Annotated in this window: 13 protein-coding genes; 10 read left to right on the top strand and 3 right to left on the bottom strand. The window is 72.0% G+C overall.

From position 1 onward, the window contains the following. Positions 1 to 268 precede the first annotated feature (268 nt). From ABD355_RS31580 to ABD355_RS31560, 5 genes are all read left to right on the top strand, one after another. Positions 269 to 688: a DUF3291 domain-containing protein gene (locus tag ABD355_RS31580; protein WP_344404254.1), complete on the top strand. Its 420-nt coding sequence runs from the start codon at positions 269 to 271 to the stop codon at positions 686 to 688. Continuing rightward, the gene (locus ABD355_RS31575) at positions 685 to 2241 is read left to right on the top strand and encodes an MFS transporter (RefSeq protein ID WP_344404253.1); all 1557 of its coding nucleotides are present in this window, start codon (positions 685 to 687) and stop codon (positions 2239 to 2241) included. The genes ABD355_RS31580 and ABD355_RS31575 overlap by 4 nt, the downstream gene beginning before the upstream one ends. Before the next feature lie 286 nt (positions 2242 to 2527). Then, complete coding sequence (locus tag ABD355_RS31570) at positions 2528 to 6394, top strand: Pls/PosA family non-ribosomal peptide synthetase (RefSeq protein ID WP_344404252.1); 3867 nt, start codon at positions 2528 to 2530, stop codon at positions 6392 to 6394. Between the two features lie 77 nt (positions 6395 to 6471). Continuing rightward, positions 6472 to 7842 (top strand): M1 family metallopeptidase, encoded by a 1371-nt coding sequence (locus ABD355_RS31565; RefSeq protein WP_344404251.1) that lies wholly within the window; start codon positions 6472 to 6474, stop codon positions 7840 to 7842. 69 nt (positions 7843 to 7911) lie between these two features. After that, the gene (locus ABD355_RS31560) at positions 7912 to 8337 is read left to right on the top strand and encodes a YchJ family protein (RefSeq protein ID WP_344404250.1); all 426 of its coding nucleotides are present in this window, start codon (positions 7912 to 7914) and stop codon (positions 8335 to 8337) included. Between the two features lie 9 nt (positions 8338 to 8346). On the opposite strand, the gene ABD355_RS31555 is transcribed toward ABD355_RS31560, so the two are convergent. Continuing rightward, positions 8347 to 9048 (bottom strand): FadR/GntR family transcriptional regulator, encoded by a 702-nt coding sequence (locus ABD355_RS31555; protein ID WP_344404249.1) that lies wholly within the window; start codon positions 9046 to 9048, stop codon positions 8347 to 8349. Between the two features lie 158 nt (positions 9049 to 9206). Between ABD355_RS31555 and ABD355_RS31550 the strand changes: the two genes are divergently transcribed. From ABD355_RS31550 to ABD355_RS31530, 5 genes are all read left to right on the top strand, one after another. After that, positions 9207 to 9725, top strand: coding sequence for a gluconokinase (locus tag ABD355_RS31550; protein ID WP_344404344.1), 519 nt, complete (start codon positions 9207 to 9209; stop codon positions 9723 to 9725). A gap of 52 nt (positions 9726 to 9777) precedes the next feature. Further along, positions 9778 to 11175, top strand: coding sequence for a GntP family permease (locus tag ABD355_RS31545; protein ID WP_344404247.1), 1398 nt, complete (start codon positions 9778 to 9780; stop codon positions 11173 to 11175). Between the two features lie 10 nt (positions 11176 to 11185). Continuing rightward, positions 11186 to 11944: an SDR family oxidoreductase gene (locus ABD355_RS31540; protein WP_344404246.1), complete on the top strand. Its 759-nt coding sequence runs from the start codon at positions 11186 to 11188 to the stop codon at positions 11942 to 11944. A gap of 14 nt (positions 11945 to 11958) precedes the next feature. Beyond that, on the top strand, positions 11959 to 12987 hold the full coding sequence (locus tag ABD355_RS31535; RefSeq protein WP_344404245.1) for an L-idonate 5-dehydrogenase: 1029 nt from the start codon (positions 11959 to 11961) through the stop codon (positions 12985 to 12987). Between the two features lie 109 nt (positions 12988 to 13096). Next, positions 13097 to 14242, top strand: coding sequence for a hypothetical protein (locus ABD355_RS31530; RefSeq protein WP_344404243.1), 1146 nt, complete (start codon positions 13097 to 13099; stop codon positions 14240 to 14242). Here ABD355_RS31530 and ABD355_RS31525 read toward each other — a convergent pair. Both ABD355_RS31525 and ABD355_RS31520 read right to left on the bottom strand, forming a co-directional pair. Beyond that, entirely contained in the window at positions 14180 to 14806 is a 627-nt protein-coding gene (locus ABD355_RS31525; protein WP_344404242.1) for a cytochrome b/b6 domain-containing protein, read from the bottom strand. The two genes, ABD355_RS31530 and ABD355_RS31525, sit on opposite strands and share 63 nt — an antisense overlap. After that, on the bottom strand, positions 14790 to 15542 hold the full coding sequence (locus tag ABD355_RS31520; protein WP_344404241.1) for a molybdopterin-dependent oxidoreductase: 753 nt from the start codon (positions 15540 to 15542) through the stop codon (positions 14790 to 14792). Before ABD355_RS31520 ends, ABD355_RS31525 begins: the two co-directional genes overlap by 17 nt. Positions 15543 to 15615 lie beyond the last annotated feature (73 nt).

Below are 15615 nucleotides of genomic sequence, written 5' to 3'. Positions count from 1 at the left end.
AACGGGGTCAATCGGCCCATCGGCACCCGGATTTCCGCTATCGAAGGCTCCGATGGCGGGCATTGCGGACTGTCCGGATCCGGTCGTACGGGGCTCCGTGGGCGTGATTGCGCCACCGGTTCCCTACGGTCAACTGCACGCAGTGCAGCCGTTTTCACCCCTGCGGGGGTGTACGGAATCCGGCGCTCACGGACTCTTGTGAATGTCCGACCGAACCGACCGCCTGCTCCGCACGGCCTTCCCGACCGCTCAGCCGAGGAGACCTTTCATGCCGACGATTCCCTGGATGCCCGGCACCGCCAAGGACGGCACCGAGCCCGCCAGTCCGCCGCTGGTCATGGCCTCCCGGCTGGAACTGCGCTCGCTGCTGGGCGTGCCCAGGTTCTTCCTGCTGTCGCTGGTCATATTCCAGCAGGTCCGCAACTCGCCGGGGCTGCTGGGTGCCTCGCTGAAGGCGGAGCCGTTGAAGAGGACGTTCTGGACGCTGTCGGCCTGGCGCGACCAGGAGGCGCTGAACGCGTTCTCCGCGAAGGATCCGCACGCACGGAGCGTGCGCGGGCTGCGTCCCGGGATGAAGGGCTCGGTGTTCGTGTTCTGGAACACCGAGCGCGACCAGCTGCCGATCACCTGGGACGAGGCGCAGCGCCGCCTCGCCGAGCAGGCCGAGCGGGAGGCGCAGGCGACATGAGCACGGGCACACCGCTCAACGCGGGCCCGTCACTGACAACGGACGCGCCGCCTGCGCCAGTTGTCCCGCACGGCCGCCTCGTGCTTCTGGCCGCCTGTCTCGGCCTGTTCATGTCGTTCATCGAGGTGACCGCGGCCATCTCCACGCTGCGGGCGCTCCAGGTCGACATGCAGGTGGCGCCCGCCGACCTGAGCTGGGTGTCCAGCACCTACACGCTGGTGGTCGCGGCCTGTGTCCTGTCGGGCGGTGCGCTGGGCGAACGGTTCGGGCGGCGGCGGGTGTTCCTCACCGGCACGGTGCTGATCGCGGCCGGCTCCCTGGTCGTGGCGTCGGCGCAGAGCTATCCGCAGGTCCTGATAGGGCGCGGCATCAGCGGACTGGGCGGCGCCCTGGTCCTGCCCACCTCCCTCACCCTGATCACGACCACGTTCTTCGTCGACCTGCCGCGCATGGTGCGCTACATAGCCGTGTGGGTGTCGGTCTCGGGCGTGGGGCTGGCCGTGGGGCCGTTGCTGGGCGGCACCCTGCTGCAGACGTGGAACTGGCGGGCGGTCTACCTGGTGAACACACCGCTCGCGGTGATCACCATCGCGGTGACGCTGAGAGCGGTCGCCGAATCCCGCGTCCCGGACCGGCCGCTCGACCTGGCCGGCCAGTTCTGGGCCGTGCTCGGACTGTCCACACTGGTCTACGGCACAGCGGTGGGCGGCCGGGCGGGCTACGGCGACCCGGTGGTGGTCACCGTGCTGGCGGTGGCCGCCGTCTCCCTCACCGCGCTCGTCCTCACCGAGCGCCGCCGCGCGGCGCCGATGCTGGACGTCCGCATGATGGCCAACGCCCGCTACACGGCGGCGTTGTGCGTCGCTGCGGCCGCCCTGTTCGTGTTCGTCGGCGTGGTCTTCCTGGAGGTGCTCTTCCTCCAACGGGTGCGCGCCTTCGGCCCCTTGGACACCGGCATACGGCTGCTGCCGGCGATGCTCGCGTTCGTCGTGGCGACGGCCACGGCGCAGCGCCTGGCGGGACGGGTCCGGGCGGGCCGGCTGCTGGCGACGGGCTCGCTCGTCACCACCGCCGCCGCTCTGGTCCTGCTGGGTCAGCAGCCGGACGGTTCCTATGCGGTCACCGCGCTGGGACTGGTGCTCGCCGGGCTGGGCAGCGGCCTGGTGGTCGCCCCGTCCACGGCGGCCGCCTTCGAGGTGGTCGAGGGCTCGCAGATGGGCGCGGCCTCCTCGGCCGTGACGGCGTTCCGCCAGGTCGGCTCGGTCCTGGCGACCGCGATACTCGGCGCCGTCCTCGCCGTCCGCTTCCTCGGCACCCTCCCCGACCGCCTCGCCGCCCACCATCTGCCGGCGCCGGTCGTCGACCAGGTCGTCTCGGTCGCCCGCAGCGGCGGCAAGTCCGCCGGCCGCTCGTCACCGCAGATCACGGGCGCGGTCGGGGACGCGTTCACGGCGGGCGTGCACAGCGCGCTGTGGGTGGTGGCGGGGGTGTCGTTCGGTGCGGCGGTCCTGGCCTGGACGCTGCTCGCCCGCCGGTCCACGCACGGGAAGTGAGGGCGGTTGCCCGAAGAAGGAGCAAGTGCCCTTCCACGCCCCGCACATGCTCTCCTCACGCACTGTGTGGGCCATCTCTCCTTGGAGTGAAAACGGCAGGTCACAGCGCATCGGCCGCTCTCCCGACCACCCCCGACGGCCCACCCGGGTGGCCGATCAGCCGTCCCGAACCTAGCGTCGTACTAAAATTTCCGGCTTGTTACGGAGCTGGACCCGGACAACCCCAGGCAGACCTGCGGGCCCGCCAGCGCCCCGGAGGCTTCCGGGATCGAGACGCGAGGACCGGATGGCAGCCATTGACGAGAGCGGTGCTCTCGGCCTGCTCGACGATGAGCTCAGCGCAGAGATCCACCAGCAGTTCGGTGACACCGCACGTTTCTCCGGAGGTCAGGCGGCCTCTCCGCGCACGCTCGTCGACATCTTCGACGCATCCGTGCGGTCCTACCCGGACGAGCTCGCCCTGGACGACGGCACGACCCGTCTCACCTACCGGGCGCTGGCCGCCGAGGTGGAGCAGCTGCGGCGGCGCCTCGCCGCGGCCGGGGTCGGGCTCGGGGACCGCGTGGGTGTGCGGGTCCCCTCCGGCACCAATGACCTGTACGTCGCGATCCTGGCCGTCCTCGCCGCCGGTGCCGCCTATGTGCCCGTGGATGCCGAGGACCCGGAGGAGCGGGCCGAGTTGGTGTTCGGGGAGGCGGACGTCCGGGCGGTCGTCGGCGCCGGGCACGAGCTGACCGTCACCGGACGCAGCGACGTGCCCGCCGCCCGGCCCGGTGTCGAGCACGACGCATGGATCATCTTCACGTCCGGTTCCACGGGCAAGCCCAAGGGCGTCGCGGTCGGTCACCGCAGCGCCGCCGCGTTCGTGGACGCCGAGGCCGCGCTGTTCCTGACCGACGACCCCATCGGTCCCGGTGACAGGGTCATGGCGGGTCTGTCGGTCGCCTTCGACGCGTCCTGCGAGGAGATGTGGCTGGCGTGGCGCTACGGCGCCTGTCTGGTGCCGGTGCCGCGCTCGCAGGTCAGGAGCGGCGCCGACCTGGGCCCCTGGCTGGTCGAGCAGGAGATCACCGTGGTCTCCACGGTCCCGACGCTCGCCGCGCTCTGGGAGCCCGAGACCCTCAACGACGTCCGTCTGCTGATCTTCGGCGGCGAGGCCTGTCCGCCCGAGCTGGTGCAGCGGCTGGTGACGGAGGGCCGCGAGGTCTGGAACACCTACGGGCCGACCGAGGCCACGGTGGTCGCCTGCGCCTCGCTCATGTCCGGCGAGGAGCCGATCCGTATCGGGCTGCCGCTGGACGGCTGGGAGCTGGCCGTCGTGGACGAGGCCGGGGAGCCCGTGCCGATGGGCGGCAGCGGTCAGCTGGTGATCGGCGGGGTCGGACTCGCACGCTATCTCGATGCCGAGAAGGATGCGGAGAAGTACGCGCCGCTGGAGTCCCTGGGCTGGGAGCGCGCCTACCGCAGCGGTGACCTGGTCAAGGCCGAGCCGCAGGGGCTGGTCTTCCTCGGACGGGCCGACGAGCAGATCAAGCTCGGCGGACGCCGCATCGAGCTGGGCGAGGTGGACGCCGCGCTGCAGGCGCTGCCCGGTGTCGCTGGTGCGGCCGCCGCGGTGCGCACCGCGCGCAGCGGCAACCAGCTCCTCGTCGGCTATGTCGTCACCCAGGACGGCTGGGACCACGCGGCGGCCGTCGAGAAGCTGCGCGCGGAGCTGCCCGCCGCGCTAGTCCCGCTGCTCGCGCCGGTCGCGGACCTGCCCACCCGCACCAGCGGCAAGGTCGACCGGGGCGCGCTGCCCTGGCCCCTGGAGGGCCTGGAGACCGGCGGCCCGGCCGAGCAGCTCTACGGCACCGAGGCGTGGCTGGCCGAGCAGTGGACGGAAGTCCTCGGCATCCCGGTCACCAGTGCCCGCGACGACTTCTTCGCGATCGGCGGCAGCAGCCTGGCCGCCGCCCAGCTGACCACACGGCTGCGCACCCGCTACCCGAGCGCCGCCGTCCTCGACATCTACCAGCAGCCCACCCTGCGCAAGCTGGCCCGCCACCTGGAGAAGTCGGCGCAGGACGACGGCGGCCGGCGCACGATCACCCCCGTGCCGACCCGCGCCAAGGTGCTCCAGCTGCTGCTTCTCGTGCCGCTGTTCACGCTGCTCGGCCTGCGCTGGACGGTGGCCCTGGCCGCGGCCGGCAACCTGTTGCCCGGCTACTCCTGGCTGCCGACCGCCCCCTGGTGGCTGATCGCCACCGGCGCGGTGCTGCTGTTCAGCCCGCCCGGCAGGCTCGCGATCGCCGCGGGCGGCGCGCGACTGCTGCTGCGGGGCGTCGAGCCCGGCCGTTATCCGCGCGGCGGCAGCGTCCATCTGCGTCTGTGGACCGCCGAGCGGCTCGCCGAGTTCAGCGGGGCGACCTCACTGACCGGCTCCTGGCTGGAGCGGTATGCGCGGGCGCTGGGCGCCAAGGTCGGCCAGGACGTCGACCTGCACTCGCTGCCGCCGGTCACCGGCCTGCTGAAACTGGGCCGGGGCGCGGCCGTGGAGTCCGAGGTCGACCTGTCCGGCTGGTGGCTGGACGGCGACCGCCTGGAGATCGGCCAGGTCAAGGTGGGTGCACACGCCACCGTCGGCACCCGCAGCATCCTCTTCCCGGGCGCCCGCGTCGGCAAGCGGGCCGAGGTGGCGCCGGGCTCGGCCGTCACCGGCCAGATCCCGACCGGTCAGCGCTGGGCCGGTGCGCCCGCCGTCAAGCTCGGCAAGGCCAAGCGGAACTGGCCCAAGGAGCGCCCGCAGCGCGGCACGTACTGGCGCGTGATGTACGGCCTGACCGGCCTCGTGCTCTCCGCGCTGCCACTGCTGGCGGGCGGCGCCGCGTTCCTCGTGGCGTACGCCTTCATCGACGCCCAGACACCCCTGCGCGGTGCCGCGCTCGCCCTCGTCCCCGCCACGCTGGCGTTCGGGCTGGCGTACGCCCTGCTGATCCTCGTCGCCGTGCGGCTGCTGAGCCTGGGCCTGCGCGAGGGCACGCACCCCACGCACAGCAGAATCGGCTGGCAGGCCTGGACGGTCACACAGCTCATGGACCGCTCCCGGGAGACGCTGTTCCCGCTGTACGCCGGGCTGGTCACGCCGGTGTGGCTGCGGCTGCTCGGGATGCGCATCGGGCGGGGCGCCGAGGTGTCCACCGTGCTGGCCCTGCCCAGCCTCACGACCGTCGGCGAGGGCGCGTTCCTGGCCGACGACACCCTGACCGCGCCGTACGAGCTCGGTGGCGGCTGGATGCGGATCGGGCGCGCGGAGATCGGGCGGCGGGCCTTCCTCGGGAACTCCGGGATGACCGCGCCGGGCCGGAGCGTGCCGGACGGCGGGCTGGTCGGCGTGCTGTCGGCCACTCCGAAGAAGGCGAAGAAGGGCAGCTCCTACCTGGGGCTGCCGCCGGTGAAGCTGCCGCGGAACGCCGAGACGGGCGACCAGAGCCGCACCTACGACCCGCCGGCGCGGCTGCTGTGGGCGCGTGGCCTGGTGGAGCTGTGCCGGATCGTGCCGGTGTTCTGCTCGGCGGCGCTGGCGATCCTTACGGTGGCGGCGCTGTGCCTGCTCGGGCCCTGGGCTCCTGTGCTGTCGGGCCTGGTGCTGCTCACCACGGGCGCCGCGGCCGCCGTGGTGTCGTTCGTCGCCAAGTGGCTGCTCGTGGGGCGGCACCGGACCGGTGAGCACCCGCTGTGGAGCGGCTTCGTGTGGCGCAACGAGCTGGCGGACACGTTCGTCGAGGTCGTGGCGGTGCCCTGGCTGGCCGGTTCGGTGCCCGGTACGCCGCTGATGACCGCATGGCTGCGCGGCCTCGGCGCCAAGATCGGCAAGGGTGTCTGGGTCGAGAGCTACTGGCTGCCCGAGACCGACCTGGTGACCCTGGAGGACGCGGCCACCGTGAACCGCGGCTGCGTCCTGCAGACGCACCTCTTCCACGACCGGATCTTGCGGACGGATACTGTTGTACTCCGTGAGGGCGCCACGCTGGGCCCTGGCGGGATCGTGCTGCCCGGCAGCACGATCGGGGCCCGCACCACCCTGGGTCCCGCGTCGCTCGTCATGGCCGCGGAGTCCGTCCCGGACGACACCCGCTGGCTCGGCAACCCGATCGAGGCATGGCGTCCCTGAGCGCGGGCCACTCGGAGTCGGTGAGCGGTGTACCGGCGGACCGGAGTGGCACGACGGCGCAGGGAGCAGAAGCGGCAGTGGCAGTTCAGCAGTCGGCGGGGGCGGACCCGTACTTCCCGGAACACGGTGACCCCCGTTACCGGGTGCACCGGTACGAGCTCACGCTGGACTACCGCCCGGGCCCGAACCGGCTGGCGGGCGCGGCCCGGATCAACGCCATCGCGGGCCGCTCGCCGCTGGCCGAATTCACCCTCAACCTCTCCGACTTCAAGATCGGCCGGGTCCGGGTCGACGGCCGCCAGCCGCACTACACCCACCGCGGCGGCCGCCTGCGCGTCCGCCCCGCCAAGCCGGTCCGGCCCGGTGCCGCCTTCACCGTCGAGGTGCACTGGTCGGGCAATCCCAAGCCGGTCCCCAGCCCCTGGGGCGGGCTCGGCTGGGAGGAGCTGGAGGACGGGGCGCTGGTGGCGAGCCAGCCGATCGGGGCACCGTCCTGGTACCCGTGCAACGACCGGCCCGCCGACAAGGCCGCGTACCAGATCTCGATCACCACGCCGTCCGCGTACGCGGTGGTGGCGGGCGGCCGGCTGCTGACCCGTACCACGAAGGCCTCCACGACGACCTGGGTGTACGAGCAGTCGGCGCCCACGTCGAGCTATCTGGTGGGCCTCGCGATCGGCAAGTACCAGACGGTGCTGCTGGGCGACCCGGGGCCGGGCGGAGTGCCGCAGCACGGGCACATCCCGGCGCATCTGCTGCCGGAGTTCTCACGGGACTTCGCGCGGCAGCCGCAGATGATGGACCTGTTCCAGGAGCTGTTCGGGCCCTACCCGTTCGACGAGTACGCGGTCGTCGTGACCGACGAGGAACTCGATGTCCCCGTCGAGGCACAGGGGTTGTCGCTGTTCGGCGCCAACCATGTGGACGGGGCGCGGGGTTCGGAGCGGCTGGTCGCGCACGAGCTGGCGCACCAGTGGTTCGGCAACAGCGTGTCCATCGCGGACTGGCGGCACATATGGCTGAACGAGGGCTTCGCCAAGTACGCCGAGTGGCTGTGGTCGGAGCGCTCGGGCGGGCGCAGCGCCCAGCAACTCGCCGCCGCCGCACACCGGTTGCTGTCCGGGCAACCGCAGGACCTCCGACTGGCCGACCCCGGCCGCAAGTCGATGTTCGACGACCGGCTCTACGAACGCGGCGGCCTGACCGTGCACGCGGTGCGCTGCGCGATGGGCGACGACGCCTTCTTCCGGATGCTGCGCGGCTGGGCCGGGCTGCACCGCGGCGGGGCGGTGACGACCACGACGTTCACGGCCCATGTCGGCCGGTTCGCGGACGAGCCGCTGGACGACCTGTTCGAGGCCTGGGTGTACGGCACTGCGCTGCCGCCCCTGCCCACGCAGATCCCGGCGCGTCCGGCACACCCGCCCACCAACGCCGAGTCGGCGTAGGCGGACGGGTCACTGCTTCCGGCGAACTCACGGTCCGGGCCGCGCCCGGGATGCCCGCAGAATGGACCCATGTCCCGACGTACCTCGCAATCCCGGCGGCAGCACGGCTCCGCCCCAGTCCACAAGTCCCCCTGCCCCTGCGGTCTCGTGGAGACGTACGAAAGATGCTGTGGCCGATTCCTCCGGGGTGAGGCCGCGGCGCCGACCGCCGAAGCACTGATGCGTTCGCGCTACAGCGCCTTCGTGAAACGCGACGAGGCCTACCTGTTGCGGACCTGGCATCCGCGAACGCGCCCCGCGCGGGTCGACTTCGACCCGGGCATGCGCTGGACGGGTCTGGAGATCCTGGAGACGACCGACGGGACGGCCTTCCACACCACCGGCACGGTGACCTTCCGCGCCTCCTTCAAGGGCGGCTCGCTGCTGGAGCGCAGCCGCTTCGAGCGGGTCGACGGGGCGTGGGTGTACGTCGACGGGGACTTCCCCGCGGCCTAACGCGCAGGATCAGGGCGCGAGGATGTCCAGCTCCTGCAGCGCCCCCACGGTGATCTCCCGGGTCAGCTTCTCCGCGCGGGCCGCGTCGCCCTCGCGGACCGCCTCGGCGACCTGGACGTGCAGGGTGACGGCGGCCGGGTCGGGGTCCTCGAACATCACCTCGTGATGGGTGCGGCCCGCGAGGACCTCGGCCACGACGTCACCGAGCCGGGCGAACATCTCGTTGCCGGACGCCACCAGGATCACCCGGTGGAAGGCCATGTCGTGGACGAGGTACTCCTCCAGCTTGTGGCCGCGGGAGTTGGCGACCATGCCGATCGCGCACTCGGTGAGTTCGGCGCACTGCTCGGCGGAGGCGTTCCTGGCGGCGAGGCCCGCGGCTACCGGCTCGACGGCCGAGCGCAGCACGGTCAGCGAGCGCAGCTGGTGGGGGCGGTCGGCGCCGGCCAGCCGCCAGCGGATGACCTGCGGGTCGTAGACGTTCCACTCGGACTTCGGGCGCACGGTGACACCGACCCGCCGGCGCGACTCGACCAGATGCATGGATTCCAGCACCCGGACCGCCTCGCGCATCACCGAGCGTGACACGTCGAAGCGCTGGGCGAGCTCGTCGGTGCGCAGAACGCTGCCCGGCGGGTACTCGCCCGCAGTGATCGCGGGGCCGAGGGAGTCCAGTACATGGCCGTGCAGACCCCGGCCCGGAGTGGTCATGCACTCAGCGTACGGGGCGGGTCACGGGAACAAAAAGTCAGACTTATTTGTCACAGGGTCTTGAATTCGTCGTACCTAATCGGTTTCAGTGTCGTCGGCGTCGGTTGAACGGCCGGCGTCCAGATGTCGAAGAAGACAGTGAGAGCACCATGCAGCAGCTGCGCACCCCCCATGTCGTCGTGGTCATGGGCGTGGCGGGCACCGGCAAGACCACCATCGGTCCCCTCCTCGCGGCCCGGCTCGGCGTTCCGTACGCCGAGGGCGACGACTTCCACCCGCAGGCCAACATCGCCAAGATGTCGGCCGGCGTCCCGCTCGACGACGAGGACCGGTGGCCCTGGCTCGACGCCATCGGTGCCTGGGCGCACGGGCGGGCCGGGCTCGGCGGTGTGGTCAGCAGCTCGGCGCTGAAGCGGTCGTACCGCGACCGGCTCAGGGCCGCCGCCCCCGGTGTCGTCTTCGTGCACCTGACGGGCGACCGGGCCCTCATCGAGGACCGGATGGCGCACCGGCAGGGTCACTTCATGCCCACGGCGCTGCTCGACTCCCAGTTCGCCACGCTCCAGCCGCTCCAGCCGGACGAGGCGGGGGTCGCGGTGGACGTCGCCGGGAGCCCCGAGGAGATCACCGCCCGGGCCGTGAAGGCACTGGACGCCCTGCCCCACCCGGCCGCGTAGCACCCACCCCCCGCACTCCCTCCCCCATCCCCGTACCTGCAAGGGAACTCCCGTGACCAGACTCAGCGTTGAGATGCTGGCAGCGGACGCACCCGCGCCGATCACCTCGGCCGGCCACGCTCAGCTGGGCATCGCCGTACTGGCGGGCATCGCCGTCATCGTCCTGCTCATCACCCAGTTCAAGCTGCATGCCTTCCTGTCCCTAACCATCGGCTCGCTGGCGCTCGGCGCGATCGCCGGGGCGCCGCTCGACAAGGTGCTCACCAGCTTCACCACCGGTCTCGGCGCCACGGTCGCCGGCGTGGGAGTGCTGATCGCGCTCGGTGCGATCCTCGGCAAGATGCTCGCCGACTCCGGCGGTGCGGACCAGATCGTCGACACGATCCTCGCGAAGGCGGGCGGCCGGGCGATGCCCTGGGCGATGGTGCTGATCGCCTCGGTGATCGGGCTGCCGCTGTTCTTCGAGGTCGGCGTCGTGCTGCTGATCCCGGTCGTGCTGATGGTCGCCAAGCGCGGCAACTACTCCCTGATGCGCATCGGCATACCGGCCCTCGCGGGCCTCTCGGTGATGCACGGCCTGGTCCCGCCGCACCCCGGCCCGCTGGTCGCGATCGACGCGGTCAAGGCCAACCTGGGTGTCACGCTGGCCCTCGGCGTCCTGGTCGCCATCCCGACGGTGATCATCGCCGGCCCGCTGTTCTCCCGGTACGCGGCCCGCTGGGTGGACGTCCCCGCCCCGGACCGGATGATTCCGCAGCGCGCCTCGGAGGAGCTGGAGAACCGTCCCGGCTTCGGCGCGACGCTGGCCACGATCCTCCTCCCCGTCGTCCTGATGCTCTCCAAGGCGTTGGTCGACATCCTCATCGACGACCCCACGAACCTCACCCAGCGCGTCTTCGACGTCATCGGCTCCCCGCTGATCGCCCTGCTCGCCGCCGTGCTGGTCGGCATCTTCACGCTGCTGCGGCCGGCCGGCTTCGGCAGGGAGCGGCTGACTCCGCTGGTCGAGAAGGGCCTCGCGCCCATCGCCGGCATCCTGCTGATCGTCGGCGCGGGCGGCGGCTTCAAGCAGACGCTGATCGACACCGGTGTGGGCCGGATGATCCTGGACATCTCCAAGGACTGGTCGATCCCGGCGCTGCTGCTGGCCTGGCTGATCGCGGTGGGCATCCGCCTCGCGACCGGTTCGGCGACCGTGGCGACCGTCTCGGCGGCCGGCCTGGTGGCCCCGCTCGCGGCCGACATGTCGACCACGCACACGGCCCTGCTGGTCCTCGCCATCGGCGCGGGCTCGCTCTTCTTCAGCCATGTCAACGACGCCGGGTTCTGGCTGGTGAAGGAGTACTTCGGCCTGAGCGTCGGCCAGACCATCAAGACCTGGTCCGTCATGGAGACGATCATCTCGGTGGTCGCCGGCGGTCTGGTCCTCCTCCTCTCGCTGGTCATCTAGGGGTACGGGAATGAGTCACCCGCTCTTCGACATCACCGGCCGCACGGCCCTGGTCACCGGTTCCAGTCGCGGCATCGGGCTCGCCCTGGCCCGGGGCCTCGTGGAGGCCGGCTGCACGGTGGTCCTCAACGGCCGCGACGCGGACCGCCTCACCAAGGCGGCCGCGGAGCTGCCCGGCGACGTCCACACGGCCGCCTTCGACGTGACCGACGGCCCGTCGGTGGCCGCCGGGATGGCGGATGTCGAGGAGCGGGTCGGCCCGCTCGACATCCTGGTCAACAACGCCGGGATGCAACTGCGTGCCCCGCTCCTGCAGTTCACGGACAGCGACTGGCACCGCATCCTGAACACCAACCTCACCAGCGCGTTCCTGGTCGGCCGCGAGGCGGCCCGCCGGATGACGGAACGCGGCCACGGCAAGATCGTGAACATCTGCTCGCTGCAGAGCGAGGTGGTCCGCCCCGGCATCGCGCCCTACGCGGCCACCAAGGGCGCCCTGAAGATGCTCACCAAGGGCATGTGCGCCGACTGGGGCCCGTACGGCGTGCAGGTCAACGGCCTCGGCCCCGGCTACATCGAGACCGAGCTCACCCAGCCCCTCGTCGAGGACGAGGAGTTCAGCGCGTGGGTGCGCAGCCGTACCCCGGCCGGCCGCTGGGGCCGCACCGAGGACCTGGTGGGTGGCGTGCTGTTCCTCGCCTCGCCCGCCGCGGACTTCGTCAGCGGGCAGGTGCTGTACGTCGACGGCGGAATGACGAGCGTGCTGTGAAAGGGGCTGTCCCCATGCTCGGTTGTGTGATCCACGGCCAGGACGACCTGCGGGTCGACGAGCTGCCGGCCCCCGAACCCGGCCCCGGCCAGGCGCTGGTCGCCGTCCGCTACGGCGGAGTCTGCGGCTCCGACCTGCACTACTGGAAGCACGGCGGGGTCGGCGACTTCCGGCTGAAGGAGCCGATGCTGCTGGGGCACGAGGTGGTCGGCACGGTCGTCGCATACGGCTCCCCCGACGCGTCCGGCCCGGCCGTGGGTACGGCGGTTGCGGTGCACCCGGCGACGCCGTGCGACATGTGCCCGGAGTGCGTGGAGGGACGCCGCAACGTCTGCCGGGACACCCGCTACCTGGGCAGCGCGGCCCGCTTCCCGCACGTACAGGGCGGCTTCGCGGCCCAAGTCGCCGTACCGGCCGAGCAGTTGAGGGCGCTGCCGGAGGGTCTCGACCTGCGCCGGGCAGCTCTCGCCGAGCCGCTCTCCGTCGCCCTGCACGCGGTCCGCCGGGCCGAAGACGTGCGCGGCAGGCATGTCCTGGTCACCGGCGCCGGGCCCATCGGCTGCCTCGTGGTCGCGGCGGCGAAGGCGGCGGGCGCCGCACGGGTGACGGTCACCGACCTCCTCCCGGCGGCCCTGGAGTACGCACGTGCCGCGGGCGCCGACACCCTCGTACGGGCCGACGATCCGGAGGATGCCGGTTGGCCGTCCGAGGTGGACGTGGCGGTGGAGGCGTCCGGGGTGGCCGCGGGTCTCGACACCTGTCTGCGTCTGGTGCGGCGCGGCGGGGTCGTCGTGCAGTTGGGGATGCTGCCGCCGGGGCCCAGCCCCTTCGCGGGGAATCTGGTGGTGAGCCGGGAGATCGAGCTGCGGGGAGCGTTCCGCTTCGACACGGAGTTCGACGAGGCGCTGCGGCTGCTCGCCGCCGAGCCGGCCTTCGACGGGCTGGTCAGCGCGGTGGTTCCGGTCCTGGAGGCGGAGTCGGCGTTCGCTCTGGCCGCGGACCGCAGCCGTTCCTGCAAGGTGCTGCTCGACTTCGCATCCTGAATTTTCCCCAAGGATCAACCCAAGGCGGCTTCCCCGCCGCCGGGGCCGGCCCGATGATGAGGGGACCCCTGGACACAGCCTCCGGGGGCACTGGGGGTCGGGGGGCGGCATGGCGGTTTCCCTCGGGACGCGTATCTCGGGGCTGCTCGTGGTCGGCGCGGTGGCGGTGGCCGTCGCAGCCTTCACCGGTGACGGGAGGGGCACGCCGGACAGCCGGGGCGGGGGCAGCTCGATCGTGACCGCGGGGCCGTCGAGCGGCGCCACACAGGTCTCCCCCACACCTCGGCAGTCACCCGCCGGAGAAGCGAGCAGCACCGCACTGCCGAGCGGCCGGGGCCCCACCCGTACGCCCCCTCCGTCGCCGAGTCACGCCTCCCCGAGCGACAGGCCTCTCCTGAGCCCCACTTGGCTCCCGCCGGGCCCCGTCTCGCCCAACGCCGACACCGCACCGGACCCGTCGAGCGCCTACGACCGCCTCCGCGACCCCGGCCAGTGCCGGGCCGCCCTCAAGGTGATCCCCGTGGCCTCCACGGACCCGCAGTGGCGCCTGCTGCACGCCCTCGCGACCGCATGCCTGGCCGTCCAGGGCGAGGGCGGCGACTGGGCCACGGTGACCAAGGAGTACGCCGCCCTGGCGGGCAAGCCGGACACCTGCAAGGGCCACGCGGCCTACGCGGTGCTCGGCGGCCTGCTGGACTTCCACCGGCAGCACCCGCACACCACCGTGCAGTTGAAGCCCTCCTCGGACGGCACCCCCGCCTGCGCCTACCGGATCGCAGCCGTGGACACGGGTGGCGACGGCAAGGCCCAGCCGGGCGACACGATCACCATCGACCTCCGGGGCACCTTCTTCGACCCCGCCGAACTCCTGCGCTTCGGGACCGTGTTCATCGGCGGGCAGCAGACGGCCGGAGCACCCGCACTGCGCTCACAGACCGGCGACGAGCTGGTGCTGTCCGCCGTAGTGCCGTCCCTGTGCGATCCGGCAGCGCCCCAAAGGGGCGCGGGGCCGTATCGATTTGCGGCATCGCCGCCGCCGCGCGCGCCGCGGGGCGCGACCAGCCACGACGACGCCTCAGACGTCTGCACGGCAGACGTGATCGTCCGCTACGGAAACACGGAGGCAAGCCTCAAGAACGCCCTCACGGTGGTGACCCCCACCGCAGTCTCCTCACCACCGCCGGAGGCACCCTCAGGGACGCCACAGGGGATGCTCCCGCTCGGCCCACTCCCGGCTCACCCGGCCGGTCCGTAGGCCGCCCCGCGCCTCCGGATCCCCGATCGCCATTCCGATGTGTCCGGCGAGCACGATCCCGATCGTCAGGGCCAGCCAGTCATGGACGAACGTCGCGCTGGTACGCCACATCAGCGGGGTGAGATGGGTGAACCACATGATCAGCCCGGTGCCCAGCATCACCAGCGTGGCCCCGGCGATCCACGCCGCGTAGATCTTCTGCCCGGCGTTGAACTTCGCCGCCGGACGCGACGACCGCCGCTTGTCCCGGCGCAGAGCCGCCCGCAGCCAGATCCTGTCGTGCGGTCCGAAGCGGTTCAGATGCCCCAGGTCGGCACGGAAGTGCCGAGAGAGAAGACCGACCAGGACGGGCACCGGCAGGGCGAGCCCCGCGCACTCATGGACGCGGACCACCAGCTCCCGGCGGCCGACGAGTTCGGCGAACTGCGGGATGTAGAGGAAGGCCGCGGTCACCACGCACACACCCATCAGTGCCGCCGTCGTGCGGTGCACCCAGCGCTGCACGGGGCCGAACCGGCGGACTCCGGTGACCGGCGGTGTGTGCGCCTCAGCTCGTAGGCTCATCGTCCCGCCCGTTCGAGTGGCCGACCCAGGCGTCGACGTCGTAGCCGCGGTCCTCCCAGTATCCCGGCTTCACGTCCTCGGTGACGGTGATGCCGGACAGCCACTTGGCGGACTTGTAGAAGTACATGGGCGCCACGTAGAGGCGGACCGGGCCGCCGTGGTCGTGGCCGATGTTCTTGTCCTGCATGCGCAGCGCGACCAGGACGTCGGAGCGGCGGGCCTGGTCGAGGGTGAGGCTCTCGGTGTAAGTGCCGTCGAAGCAGGTGAACCGGACCGCCCCGGCCGTGGAGCGCACTCCCGCGGCGTCCAGCAGCCGGGACAGCCGCACCCCCTCGAAGGGCGTGCCCGGAACCCGCCAGCCGGTGACGCACTGGACGTCCTTGACCAGCCGGGTCTGCGGCAGGGCGCGCAGATCGTCGAGGGTGTAGGTCTTCGGGCGGTCGACGAGGCCGTCGACGGTGAGGCGGTAGTTCGTGGCGTTCCTGTGCGGTACGGAGGAGGCGACCGAGTAGTAGCGGAAGCCGCCGCCGTTGGGCAGCAGGCCGGTCAGGCCGGTGGGGTCCTTCTCGGCGGCCGCGCCCAGGAACCCCTCCAGGGCGTGCTGCAGCGCGGGCGCGGCGACCACGCCGAGGGCGCCCAGGCCGATGGTGCCGAGCAGGACACGGCGGCCGACCGGAGTGCCGCGCTCCGGCGGTGGCTGCGGTGTGCCCGGCTCCTCGGGTTGTTCGGAGTTCACGTATCCATTCGAACACCCGCGGCCCCGGCGGGACCAGGAAACGCGGGTGCTCGTCAGGGTTCCGTAATCACTT

It is taken from the genome of Streptomyces longisporus, assembly GCF_039532765.1.
Taxonomy (GTDB): Bacteria; Actinomycetota; Actinomycetes; order Streptomycetales; family Streptomycetaceae; genus Streptomyces; species Streptomyces longisporus.
The sequence above is the reverse complement of the archived record's forward strand: the minus strand, read 5'-3'. Positions and strand labels throughout refer to the sequence as shown.